The organism is Szabonella alba (genome assembly GCF_016765775.1).
In the GTDB taxonomy this organism is placed as follows: domain Bacteria; phylum Pseudomonadota; class Alphaproteobacteria; order Rhodobacterales; family Rhodobacteraceae; genus Szabonella; species Szabonella alba.
Genome location: NZ_JAESVN010000003.1, coordinates 99598 through 112533 on the forward strand (window position 1 = coordinate 99598; position 12936 = coordinate 112533).

Here is a 12936-nt window from a genome sequence, read left to right on the forward strand (position 1 = left end):
CCTTTACGGCTGTGCCCCGCGCAGGCGGGGCCGGGTGGCATGAAGAAACAGAACCGCGACCATCATCAGCGCGGCCAGCAGGAAAGGTGCGCCGGGGGCATGGATGGCCGCGCCCGGGGCAGTAAAAATTGCGAAGGTGAAGGTCATCATCAACGGCGCGGCAATCATTGCAATGGCGTTGAGCGAGGCCAGAACGCCCTGCAATTCGCCTTGCGCATCGGCAGGGGTGTTGCGCGACAGGATCGCCTGCAGGGCGGGCGTCGTCACCCCGCCCAAAGCGGTGATGGGCGTCAGGGCCAGCGCCATCCAGCCCGAGGTGACCAGCCCCAGCCCGGCCAGCGTGCCAAAATCAATCCACATGCCCCAAAGGGCTGCGCGGTGTTCCCCCAGCCGCCGGATCAGCGGGCCGACCAGCAGCGCCTGACCTAGCGCATAGCAGATGCCGTAAAGCGCCAGCGAATAGCCGATCATCGCGGTATCCCAGCCGAACCGCGCCTTTCCGAAAAACGCCCAGATCGCGGGATAGACATTCATCGCAAGCGCCAGCAGCAGAAAGGTCCAGAGCAACCGGCGCAGCCCCGGCAGCCGCCCCACCGCCCGCAGCGCGCCCAGCGGATTGGCGCGGGCAAGGGTGAAGGCGCGCCGATGGGCGGGGGCCAGCGTCTCGGGCAGGACGATCAGGCCAAACACCAGATTGGCAAAGGCCAGACCCGCCGCCGCCAGAAAGGGCAGATGCAGGTCAATCCCGGCCAGAACCCCGCCGATCAGCGGCCCCATGACAAAGCCCGAACCGAAGGCGGCGCCGATCAGGCCGAACCGGCGGCCCCGATCTTCGGGCAAGGTGATATCGGCAATGAAGGCGGTCGCAGTGGAATGGGTCGCGGCGGCGATCCCGGCAAGGATACGGGTTGCCAGCAGAATCCCGATCGTCGGGGCCAGTGCCATACCGACATAGCCCAGACCCATCACGCCAAGCGAGATCAGCAGGACCGGCCTGCGCCCGAAGCGGTCGGACAGCGACCCCACCACCGGCCCGAACAGAAACTGCATCACCGCGAAAGATGTCGCCAGAACCCCGCCCCAAAGGGCGGCCTGCGACAATGACCCCCCGGTGACGCTTTCGATCAGATCCGGCATGACCGGAAAGATCAGCCCGATCCCGATGGCATCCAGTGCCACGGTCATCAGGATGAAACCCATCGCCAGCGGCGGGGCGGCAGCAGTCCCGGCACCCTGAACCCCTGCGGCGGGCGGTGCGGTCATGGCAGCAAAAGGGCCGCAAGCCGTTCAGGCATTGAAAAGAACGGCGAATGGGAGGCGGGAAGATCAAAGCGTTCCTGTGCCGCGCCGCCCATCACCGCCTGATATTCCGGCGGGATCGCACGGTCCTCGGCGCAGCGGATATAGCGTTTTGGAAGATCGGCAAAGCGCGTCGTCAGGTCCAGCGGCGTCTCCTGCGGCAAGACCGGCTGCGGGCCCAGATGCAACCGGGCAAAGGCGATGCTTTCGGCCGGGCAGTCATGATAGAAACGGTCCTCCAGCAAGGCATCGCGGAAGGTGAAACTATGGCCGTCGGGCGCAAGCTCGATCGCCTCTTTCAACGGCTGGCGCGGGCCTGCGCGGCGCATATCGGCCAGCGACAGCCCCGATTGCGGCAGATAGGCGCAAAGATAGGTCAGCCGCGCGATTTTTTCCGGTGCACGGTCCGCCGCCGCCGAAATCGGATAGCCGCCCATCGAATGACCGACCAGATAGGTCGGTCGGTCGCAGTGGTCGAGGATCGCCTCGGCATAAAGATCCAGCGTGACCCTGTCCGAAGGCATCGGATTGCTGCCATGGCCCGGCAGGTCGATGGCCGTGACCTCATGCCCGGCCAGATGCGGCAGCACATCGCGCCAGCACCAAGCCCCGTGACAGGATCCGTGAACCAGAAGAATACGCGCCATTGGTCTGCCTCTTTGTGCCTCGCCCGGCCATCGGTAGGGGAGCGACCGGCGCGGTGCAAGGGGGCAGGCCCGGAAGGGCGCCTTGGCCCGGATCTTTGCGCGCCCGACCGCGCTGCCGTCAAAGCCGGTCATATCCGCAAAGCGCGGCACGAACCAAAGCGGAACCGCATGATAGGGCGTGACACTGCCCGAAAACCGGGGCAGGGCGGGCGTTGCGGACAGTCGGCGCGGCAAAGCCTTGCAAGAATTGCAGCGCTATGACCCGGCCTTAAATGCAAAAGGGCCACCTGACCGATGGCCCTTTCCCTGCAAATTCTGATCAATCACCCCACGTAAACAGGCTGTCCGCCGCTTTTGTGCCGCGCCACGATCTGCTTCATCAGTTTGCCTGTATCGGGAATCACGCGCGCAGGCGCCGGGGTATGATCCGGGCTACAAATTTCGGGAAACAGCGTTTCGATTTCGGCCCGTGCTTCCGGTGATACGGATTTGAGGGCCTCGGGGCCTGTAAACAGGCTTTCTGTCCACGCGCCGTTGGCGCAGATCACTTCGTGCTGATCGAACAAGATGTGAAAATACTCGACCTCTTGAACATCATGCGCGATCTCGATGCCTTTTAGCCCGACAAGCTTGATTGCCGGAACAAGGGCCTCATCGGTGCCAAGCAATTCCTGAACAATCGGCGACCGCAGCAAAAACCGGTGCTGACGCGAAACCAACAGATCCTGCCTGGGCAGACCGTCGCCAAGTGCTCCGGCCTTGACGCGGACCGGGCGCAGATTCGGCTTGAACAACAGATCAATCGTGGAAATATGACGCGACCCGATCCACCGAATGGGAAGCACGCCATGATCGCGGGTCAGAACATTATCCCCGGCCGACAGATCCTCGATCAGCACTTCCTCCTGTCCCGAACCGGTTCTGATCAAGGTGTTGCGACAGAAACATACCAGACTTGAGTAAGGAACATTGGGGTTGTTGCCGGTGGCAAACGACAAAGTTATACTATCACCGGGCTCAACCGGAATAGTCGTCACATAACCGAAATATTGTGGCTGGCCTCCCGGTGTTTCTTGATAGCTTAACATATAGAATGAACCGCTATCAGGAGGGACCGAATTGACAGTAATCGAACCCACAGAGGTCAGCCAGATGTTTGTCCCTTCTGGCACAAACCGAGGCCGGAGCGGCGTGTTAAGGCCAACACCAGGAATTAAAGTGTCGAACGAATTGACAGTTGCCTGATCTTGGTTCAGATCTTTCGCGCCTGTGAAGCTATTACTATCCGCAAAACCGTCATCATCGTCGGTTATGGTCAATTTCTGCAAGGAGCCCGTTACGGTTGTGGTTTTAGGACTGCCAGAATGTATACCTTGTGTCATAACAAGATTACCAAAGCTATCTAGACCCCAAAAGTAAACGTCATACTCAGCCATCTTTATCCCCACACATCAATCAAGCCGACGCCTACAACGCGGGTCGCTTGAACACATTCCAAAGTTCCCAAACGTCTGTTTGATCCGCGCAGGACCATCTGTTTGATCCGCGCAGGATCTTCGCGTGACAAAAGATTGACGCGCAAAAGACGGGACCTTGGTCCAAAAAACCAGAATTTGCGGCGAATTTCGAGTTCTCTGATTGGCGCGGCGCGGAACCAGTTAGCGAAGCCTACGGGCGCCGAATCCTGCAGGCACAGGGCGCTCATGGCTCTTCGGTAAACTGCGGCGCCGATACGCGCGCCACCAAGCACCATGAGGGTCGCGTCAAACTGCCGACTGCCCCCCGGTGCCTATGTCAGACGGTGCAATCCCGACATCCGATCCTGCGCAGCAACGCGCGCAGCCAGAGCGAACCGAAAGCCCGGGAAAATCCGCCACACTTCGCGGGCAACGAAAATGCGAGGGGGGTGAATTTGGAGGAGAGACGGTTTTGGTTAAAAATCAATCAGATAAGGGGGTAATGGCGGACAGTGAATGGGCATCGGACCTTGGAGTGAGGGCGGGCGAGTGCGCGCGCGCTCTTGGAAAGAATGGCACGACCAAGGAAGATTTACTGACTTGGAAGCTCCATTCTTCAGAACGAATTGCCGAGCTGCTTCGTTACCGTGTTGCGAGCCTTACAGAGAAGGCAACCGGCAACTAAAGAGTTGCCGTTTTGGCGTGGGTTTGGGGCGATTTGCCCATAGCGCGCACAAGACCTGCATTGAAAACATTAGATATTTTTCTTGCCGCTTTGCGCGCTCTGGCCCATTTCCGGCAAATATGGTCAAACCATCTGAAACGCCTCATCGCGTAACCCACTGAAAACATTAGGTTCATGATTTGCCCGATGGTCAAATCTTCTGATCGCCCTCACCCCGCCATGCCGCGGGTGCGGGGGGTGGCCCCGCCATGGCGCTTGCAACGGGCCTGCGGCCTCAGCGATCGTGGGGCAAAAGCCCCAGCCCACGCAGATAGATTCCGATTCCGGTTTCCAGCAGATCCTCGGGCGGGAAGGGGCTGCGCGCCCCGGGTGCACCGCGCGCGAAAAGCTCGACCACGCCATGGCTCATCGCCCAGATATGGGCGGAAAACATCGAGGGCGGCGGGCGGCGATCCGGGGGCATCTGATCCGACAGCGCGGTTGCGGCCTCTTCCATAACGCCGCGCGCCTTGGCCGCGACCAGCGCCAGATCGGGATAATGGTTCAGGCTCAGCCCGCTTTCGAACATCGCCATATAGTGACCGGGATATTTCCGCGCAAAGGCCAGATAGGCGCGGCCCGTCGCCTCAAACGCCTGCAGCGCCGAGGGTTTGCCGCCGTTGAAGGCAAATTCCATCAGCGCCGCAAAAATCTCATATCCCTGCCGCGCGGCCTCGGCGATCAGATCCTCACGCCCGGCGAAATGACGATAGACCGCAGCCGGGGTGACATCGGCCGCTTTCGCCGCCTCGGACAGGGTAAAGCCCTGCGGACCCTTCTCGGTAATCAGCTCCAGCGCCGCCTCGACCAGCGCCTGCCGCAGATTGCCGTGATGATAGCCGCGTTTAGACATCCCAGAGTTCGGGGCCGCCGCAGATGGCCGGATCGGGAATGCCGATCAGGGCTGCATCCTTGCCCGCATAATCGACGCGTTGCAGGATGGTCTGGATAGCCGCAATCCGCGCGCGTTTCTTGTCGTCGGACCGGATCACCGTCCAGGGCGCATGCCCGGTATGGCTGCGCGACAGGGTCTCAATGATGGCGGCGGAATAGTCATCCCATTTCGCCAGCCCGTCGATATCAATGGGCGAGAGTTTCCACTGTTTCAGCGGATCGGTCTCGCGCGCCAGAAAGCGGCGCAACTGTTCGGCCCGCCCGACATTCAGCCAGAGTTTGACAAGGATGATCCCCTCTTCGACGATCATCTGTTCGAAGGGGGGCAGCTGGGCAAAGAAATGCTGCCGCTGATCCGGGGTGCAGAAGCCAAAGACATGTTCGACCACGCCCCGGTTATACCAGCTGCGGTCGAACAGCACCATTTCCCCCGCCGCAGGCAGCCAGTCGACATAGCGCTGGAAATACCATTGCGTCGCCTCGCGGTCAGACGGCTTTGCCAGCGCCACGACATTGGCGACGCGTGGATTAAGATTTTCGCGCATGGCATTGATTGTGCCGCCTTTTCCGGCGGCATCCCGGCCCTCGAACACCACCACGACCCGCTTGCCCGTTGCCTTGATATCGGCCTGAAGGCGGACAAGCTGCCGCTGCAGCTCGTCCATTTCGGCCTCATAGGCCTTGCGCTTCATCTCTTCGCGGTACGGGTAGGACGGGGCAAGGATATCGTCCTTGTCCGCCTCACGCACCGCCTTGCGGATCGCGTCGGGCGCGTCCTGATCAAGATAGCGGCTGATGGCACCGTCAAAGGGCAGATCGGTCATGGCAAGGGCTCCGGCTGGGCTTTGCGCCACTATGGCGCGGCCTGCGGGCAGGCGCAATCAGCGCGCCGCCAGCCGGTCGATCGCGGCGCGGATCAGATCGGGATGGATGTGATGGGGCATATGGCCGGCACCCTCGATCAGCGTCAGCCGCGCATCGGGCAGGCGCTGTGACAGGGGGATGGCGTGGATATGCGGCGGCACGGTCGTGTCATTGCTGCCATGCAGGATCTCGACCGGCAGGGTCAGTTGCGGGTAATTCGGCTCCATCGCGATCAGGTTGGGCTTCAGCCCCATCACCTGCCGCGCATTGCGCCGCATCGTATCGCGCCGGATGGTCAGCCGCGCGCCGATATGACCGGCATAGCCGGGCGGCGCCGGATCGGGGGCGAAGACGGCGGCAACCGAACCGTCAATCTGTGCATCGGTCGCAAAGGCGGTGATCAGCGGGCTGAGCGTCGCCGCCCCCAACGCACTGGCATTGACCTGATACCACGCCCCCAGCCCACCCGGGAATGGCATCGAGGCGGCGCCGACCAGCACCAGCCCGCGCGGACCCGATGGATCGCGCAGTGCCCAGGCCAGCGCCACCGCGCCGCCATAGCTGTGGCCCAAGACAATCGGGTTTCGCACCCCAAGCAAATCCGCCGCCGCGCGCAGATGATCGGCCTGCAACAGCACATTCACCCCGTCACCGGGCAGCGGATCGGAATAGCCCAGCCCCGGACGGTCCAGCAGCGTCACGCGGTAGTCTCGGGCCAGATCCTGCGCAATTCCCATCGTAAAATCACGCAGATTGCCGCCCGCACCATGGATCAGCACCAGATCAGGGCCTTCGCCCATCACCAGCGCATGAACGCGCCGTCCCCCGACCTCGACAAACTGCCCGACGGGGGGCGTCTCGGCCTCGGCCCGGGCCTCCATCCGCGTGGCGCGCCCATCGACCAGCGCCGCGCAGCCGCCAAGGACGGCCACGGCGGCGGCAAGGCTAATGGCCAATCTGGTCGATATCATAGGGCGTCTGCTGGTAAATTTCGTTTATCCAGTTGCCATATAGAAGATGCGCGTGACTTCTCCAGCGGTTGAGCGGTGTTTTTCCGGGATTATCCTCGGGATAGTAATTGCCCGGTACATTGATCGGCGTGCCGTTGGTCACGTCGCGGTCATATTCCTGTTTCAGCGTGTCGCGGTCATATTCGAAATGGTTGAAGATATAGAGCGCGCGGCGGCCTTCATCCTCGACCAGACAGGGGCCGACCTCATCGGATCCCAGCAGCGTCACCAGACCGGGGGCGGCGTCGATCTCGGCCTGTTTCATCTCGGTCCAGCGGCTGACGGGGATCACGCAATCATCCGAAAACCCGCGCAGAAAGGGTGAGGCGGGCGCAAGATTGCGATGCCGGAAACAGCCGAAGGCCTTGGCGGGCAGCATATGTTTCTGCACGCCGTGGAAATGGTTGATCATCGCCATGCCGCCCCAGCAGACGCCGAAGGTCGATTGCACATGGCTTTGCGTCCAGTCGAAGACCTGACGCAATTCGCTCCAATAGGTCACCTCTTCAAACGCCAGATGTTCAATCGGGGCGCCGGTGATGATCAGCCCGTCGAATTTCTCACCGCTATCGGCCACTTCGGCAAAGGGGCGATAGAAGGTTTCCATATGTTCGGCGGCGGTGTTGCGGGCCTGATGCTCGGTCATGCGGATCAGCGACAGGTCGATCTGCAGCGGTGTGGCCCCGATCAGCCGGGCAAACTGGTTCTCGGTCTGGATCTTCTTGGGCATCAGATTCAAAAGCCCGATCCGCAGGGGGCGGATATCCTGTCGCGCCGCACGTTCGGGCGAGATGACCATGACGCCTTCACGGCGCAGGACCTCATAGGCGGGCAGGTTTTCGGGCAGTTTGATCGGCATGGGGTGTTCTCCGGTCCGTCAGGACATGAGGCAGTTAGGCGCGGGACGCGCGCCGCTCAAGGGCGGTGGCGATCAGCGTATCGAATTCTTCGGGGGAGGTGACCTGCATCGCCTCATCGGCGGTGATCGAGATGCCCCAGTTCCGGGCCATTGCGGCATAGCGCGGCTGGCGATGCTCCAGAAGCCGCCCGTAACCATGGCGCAGGAAGGCATCTGGATCGACCTGATCCTCGGTCAGCCCCTTTTCGGCAAGATAGTCGGCCCAGATGCGGTGCAGGAATTCGGGCTGGTAATAGATCGGCTTTGGCGCGCGGTCGAACCGGGCGACGAGGGCCGCGCGATGCGCCTCGGACCCTTCGATCCAGACCATCAGGTGATGGGCGGCAAGCGCCGTCAGCACCGGATCATCGGGGTTTTCCGGCTCCACCACCTCACAGATCGAGCCGCCGCTGTCGCAGACGAAATCACCATAGCCATAAAGCTCGGCCGCCCGGCGGATGAAGCGTTCAGTATCCAGAAGCGCCGCGATCTCGGCCTCGCGGTGCTGGTTCTGGCGCGCGCAGTATTCGGCAAAGGGCAGGCCGCCCTTGGCCGGATCACCGGGCTTGCCCAGATAGGTCGACAGCGGCGCCAGATTGTCGAAGGTGATGTTCGAGGCGATATAGACCGAATCCGTCATCAGCAGTTCGCGCAGCAGCGGAACCTTCATCGCCTCACGCTTGAAATTGTCGGCGATATATTCGCCCATATAGCGCGTGCCGATGCGGTAATCGACCGAGTAATGGAACCAGTCCGCACGGTCGCGCAGCATGGTGGCAAGGTGCGTCTTGCCCAGCCCCGACATGCCGAACAGCAACACGCGGCGGCGGCGGCAGTCACGCCATTCGGCGGCAGAAGAATAAAGCATCATGACCCCCCGGATTTTGGTTCCTGTTAGCCCGGACAGCCGCCAAAGCAAAGGCCCCGCCAGGGGGGCGGGGCCTGAGGCGTTGCGAAACGGTCGCGTATCAGAAGCGGTAGCCGACCTTGATGCCAACGCCGAAGGCTTTGTTGTCCCGAAACTCGGCGCGCGCCGTGTCCGGGGTGCCCGTCTCGGGATTGGCGTCGCCAAGCTTGGTGTAGTTGATCCCGGTCGTCACCTTCATGTTGCCATTGGTATAGACCGCCGCAAGCGTGGCACCAAGCCGCCCGGTGGTGGGGGCCAGCGGCGACACCAGCGGATTGCCCTTCTTCTCATAAGAAACCGAGAACGCGCCGGACCAGTTGTCGTTGAACCGGCGTCCGACGCCGATGGTGAAGGTCGTCGTGTCATCAAGCGAGATCAGCCCGTCGCCGGCCAAACCCGTGAACACGGCCGGGTCGAGCCGGAACTCCGACCAGTCGGCCCAGCGGATCTGACCGAATATCAGCGTATCCGCCGCAATCCCAGTCTGAAAATCGAGATTGACTGATTGCGGCGTCTTCACATTGGTGATGCTCATCGGGCCGATGGGTGCCCCGTTCAGCGTTTCAAGCGTGTTGAACTTGTGCTTGACCGCCGAATGATAGGTCAGGGCAACGCGCAGTGCGATATCGGGGCGTTCATAGGCAACCCCGACCACATATCCAATTCCCGCATCCGCCTCCAGATCGACCGAATAGCCGTTCAATGGGCCATAGGCCGCCCCGCGCAGATCAACATTGGCCTTCGATTTCTGATACCGCACCCCGCCATGAACCGAGAAGCCGTTGCCCATCTTGTAGCGCAGCAGACCCGTCACCGCCGTCGCATCCGCATCGGCTGCCGTTCCCCCCAGTGCGACCGAGCTTGGCGCATAGCTGACTTCAGCGCCAAAGGGCTGATCTATGATCAACGCGAAGGAAAGGCTGTCATTGATGTCGTATTTGTAGCCAAGGCTGAGTTGGGTGAAATCATCGACCACGTCACCCGATGCCCCGCCGCCAAACATGGCAAGGTCATTGCCCGAGACCGAGGGCGAAACATGTCCGAAGGACAATTCGATCATCCGGCCCTGTTCGAACAGGATGCCGATGCCCTGACCGGACCGGTCGATCCCCCCGGCGCTGGCGGAAGTGGCGGCAATCGCGGTCAGTGCGCTGGCCCCCAGAATGCTGGTGATTTTTTTCATGACTGCTCCTCCCCGAACAGATTGAGGGCCGCACCCGACTGCGGCATCTTGTCCCAAGCGTTGCGCAGAAAATCGCGACCGGTCAATCAGTAACGCGGCGTCACGGTTGCTTGAGGGGCCGCCTGTTGCGCCGATGCCCTGCTTCCGGCGCGCAGGCTGATCCAGACGGCGCCGATGATCATCGCGCCGCCCAGCCAGACATTCCAGCCCACGGTCTCGGCATAAAGCAGCCAGCCCAGCAGGGCCGCCAGCGGCAGGCGGATGAAATCCACCGGAATCGCGACACTGGCCGGGGCCAGCGACAGCGCCATGGTCAGACAGAAATGCGCCGAAAGGCCCAGCATGCCGATCACCACCAGCGGCAGCGCGGTTTCTGCCGTGGGCAGGGTCATCGCCCCGTCATAGCCCGAGGACAAAAGCCCCAGCACAAGCTGCATCGAGGTCAGCCAGAACAGGATCGAATAGATGCTTTCATGCCGCGTCAGCGTCTTGGTCATGACATTGGTCGCGGCAAAGCAGAAGGCCGCCCCCGCCGCTGCCAGCACGCCGATATCCAGCGTGCCGAAATCGGGCCGCGCCACGATCAGCGTGCCGCTGAACCCGATGGCCGCGGCCGCGATCTTGGCTGCGGTCAGCCGCTCTCCCAGAAACAGCGGCGCCATCAGCACGACCCAGATCGGTGAGGTGAATTCCAGCGCGAAAACCTGCGCCAGCGGGATCAGCGTGAGGGCAAGAAACCACAGATTCTGCCCGGTGAAATGGGTAATGTTGCGCACAACATGGCGCCCCAGCCGCGCCTTGCGGATCTCGCGGAAGCGCCCGGTCGCGGCCATCATCGCCAAGAGGATCACCAGACTGACCAGGGATCGCCATGTCATGATCTCGAACGTGTCATGCACATGCGAAACCGCCCGCCCGGCCACCGCAACGGCCGAAAAGGAAATGACCGATCCGATCATCCACAGACCGGCGGCGAGGGGGCGGTAGGGTTGTGTCATGGCGCCTTGATGGGCCGGGGCGGGGGGATTGTCCAGATGGGTTATCGGGGCCTTTCAGCCCCGACCGGAAACCGGACAGGGGCCGGATCAGGCGCGGCTGCGCCCTCCGCGACGCCCGCCGCGCCCGCCAGCCGATGCCTGCGCAGCCGAGGCTTCGGCAAAGGACATGCCGCCCTCGACCGCTTCCAGAACCTTGGAAAAGCGGATCCATTCCCCGCCATTCGCATCATGGTTCATCAGGAAATTGGCGGCGCGGATCGCCTCCATCTCGACCGAGCGGACGGGGTTCATGATGGCGCTTGTCATGCCCGCGCCGATGGCCATGGGCAGGAAGGCCGCGTTGATCCCGTGGCGATGCGGCAGACCGAAAGAGATATTCGAGGCACCGCAGGTGGTGTTCACGCCCAACTCATCCCGCAACCGGCGCACAAGGGTAAAGACCTGCTGCCCGGCCGATCCCATCGCGCCCACCGGCATCACCAGCGGGTCGACCACAATGTCATGCGCGGGAATGCCGAAATCGGCGGCGCGTTCGACGATCTTCTTTGCAACGGCAAAACGCACGTCCGGATCTTCGGAAATGCCGGTATCATCGTTCGAGATGGCGACCACCGGAACATTGTATTTCTTGACCAGCGGCAGCACGCGTTCCAGCCGTTCCTCTTCCCCGGTGACTGAATTCAGCAGCGGACGCCCCTCACAGGCTTTCAGCCCTTCCTCCAGCGCGCCGGGAACGGAACTGTCGATGCAAAGCGGCACATCGGTGATGGCCTGAATGCGCAGGATCAGTTCGCGCATCAGCGGCGGCTCGACAAAGTTGTTATCGGCATAGCGGGGGTCTTCGGCCATCTTGTTGGTAAAGACCGCGCCCGAATTCACATCCAGCACATTGGCCCCGCAGGCCACCTGTTCCAGCGCATCCTTCAGCACCGTGTCGAAATTCCCCGCCTCCAGTTCGGCGGCCAGTTTCTTGCGGCCTGTCGGATTGATCCGTTCCCCGATCACGCAAAAGGGCTCATCAAAGCCGATGACAACGGTTTTTGTCTTGGATTCCAGAACTGTGCGGGTCATTCCTGAACTTTCTTCTTAAGTGTTGGCGGCCGGGACGGCGGAACTGCCGCCATTCTCGATGGCCCATGTCGCATTGGTCTTGATCCCGCCCAGCGGGAAGAAATGCACCGATTCGATGCCGAAATCCGGATTTGCGGCCTTGTGACCTGCCAGCGCCTGCAGAACCTCGGTCGGCTCATAGGGCAAAAGCAGCTTGGTCACGTCAAGGGCACGTTTCTGCAGAACCTTGAGCGAGGGACCGACGCCGCAGGCAATGGCGAATTTGATAAGGGTCTGCAGTTTCGCGGGGCCTGCGATACCGATATGCACCGGGATCGAGACGCCGGCCGCATTGATGCGGTTCACCCAGTCGATAACGGGGCCCGCATCAAAACAAAACTGCGTCGCAATCGCCATTTTCGCATCTGTCCGGCTGGCGAAGTCCTGTTTCCATTTCAGTGCCTGCATCACGATGGCATCGCCGCCGTCGCGGTCGATATCGCGGTTGCCTTCCGGGTGGCCCGCGACATGCAGCCGTTCGAACCCGTCAAAGGCACCGGTTTCGATCATGGCCATGGAACTGTCGAAATCACCTGCCGGGGTGGCGACACCGCCGCCCAGCAACAGCGCCTGTTTCACCCCCGCCTCGCCCTTGTAGCGCGCGATCCAGTCCGTCAGCGTCGCGCGGTCGGGAATGATGCGGGCCGGGAAATGCGGCATCGGTTCATAGCCTTCGGCGCGCAGACGGGCAGCGGTCGCGACCATATCCTCTATCGGCGTGCCTTCGATATGCGCGATATAGACGCGCGTGCCTGCGGGCAGCAGGGGGCGGAAATCGTCAACCTTTTCGGCGGTGCGGGGCATCACCTCAATGGAATAGCCCTGCAGAAAGGCCTCCATCGCGGCCCGGCTGGCATCAGAGCCCGCATCGGGAAGGACACGCGCGGTATTGTCACGCCGGAAACTGAAAAGGGCCATCGCGTTCTCCCACAGGGTGCGGGGCAG

General features: G+C 61.9%; 12 protein-coding genes. All 12 read right to left on the bottom strand.

Features of this window, described 5'->3' with window-relative positions; all coding sequences use genetic code 11:
* Window positions 1–3: 3 nt before the first annotated feature.
* Window positions 4–1263, bottom strand: a complete 1260-nt coding sequence (locus JL811_RS08075; RefSeq protein ID WP_202688008.1) for a TCR/Tet family MFS transporter — start codon at window positions 1261–1263, stop codon at window positions 4–6.
* Window positions 1260–1946, bottom strand: a complete 687-nt coding sequence (locus JL811_RS08080; protein WP_202688009.1) for an alpha/beta fold hydrolase — start codon at window positions 1944–1946, stop codon at window positions 1260–1262. Before JL811_RS08080 ends, JL811_RS08075 begins: the two co-directional genes overlap by 4 nt.
* A gap of 323 nt (window positions 1947–2269) precedes the next feature.
* Window positions 2270–3382: a Hint domain-containing protein gene (locus JL811_RS08085; RefSeq protein ID WP_237684884.1), complete on the bottom strand. Its 1113-nt coding sequence runs from the start codon at window positions 3380–3382 to the stop codon at window positions 2270–2272.
* 980 nt (window positions 3383–4362) lie between these two features.
* Window positions 4363–4980, bottom strand: a complete 618-nt coding sequence (locus JL811_RS08090; RefSeq protein ID WP_202688010.1) for a TetR/AcrR family transcriptional regulator — start codon at window positions 4978–4980, stop codon at window positions 4363–4365.
* Window positions 4973–5845: a polyphosphate kinase 2 gene (gene ppk2 / locus JL811_RS08095; RefSeq protein ID WP_202688011.1), complete on the bottom strand. Its 873-nt coding sequence runs from the start codon at window positions 5843–5845 to the stop codon at window positions 4973–4975. Before ppk2 ends, JL811_RS08090 begins: the two co-directional genes overlap by 8 nt.
* Before the next feature lie 57 nt (window positions 5846–5902).
* Entirely contained in the window at window positions 5903–6856 is a 954-nt protein-coding gene (locus JL811_RS08100) for an alpha/beta fold hydrolase (protein WP_202688012.1), read from the bottom strand.
* Window positions 6831–7754: a homoserine O-acetyltransferase MetA gene (gene metA / locus JL811_RS08105; RefSeq protein WP_202688013.1), complete on the bottom strand. Its 924-nt coding sequence runs from the start codon at window positions 7752–7754 to the stop codon at window positions 6831–6833. The genes JL811_RS08100 and metA overlap by 26 nt, the downstream gene beginning before the upstream one ends.
* Before the next feature lie 34 nt (window positions 7755–7788).
* Entirely contained in the window at window positions 7789–8661 is an 873-nt protein-coding gene (locus JL811_RS08110; RefSeq protein WP_202688498.1) for an ATPase, read from the bottom strand.
* Between the two features lie 100 nt (window positions 8662–8761).
* Window positions 8762–9883: an OmpP1/FadL family transporter gene (locus JL811_RS08115; RefSeq protein ID WP_202688014.1), complete on the bottom strand. Its 1122-nt coding sequence runs from the start codon at window positions 9881–9883 to the stop codon at window positions 8762–8764.
* Between the two features lie 86 nt (window positions 9884–9969).
* The gene (locus tag JL811_RS08120) at window positions 9970–10881 is read right to left on the bottom strand and encodes a DMT family transporter (protein ID WP_202688015.1); all 912 of its coding nucleotides are present in this window, start codon (window positions 10879–10881) and stop codon (window positions 9970–9972) included.
* An 87-nt stretch (window positions 10882–10968) separates the two neighbouring features.
* Window positions 10969–11952: a methyltetrahydrofolate cobalamin methyltransferase gene (locus JL811_RS08125; protein WP_202688016.1), complete on the bottom strand. Its 984-nt coding sequence runs from the start codon at window positions 11950–11952 to the stop codon at window positions 10969–10971.
* A gap of 15 nt (window positions 11953–11967) precedes the next feature.
* Window positions 11968–12909 (bottom strand): methylenetetrahydrofolate reductase, encoded by a 942-nt coding sequence (locus JL811_RS08130; protein ID WP_202688017.1) that lies wholly within the window; start codon window positions 12907–12909, stop codon window positions 11968–11970.
* Between the last annotated feature and the right edge of the window lie 27 nt (window positions 12910–12936).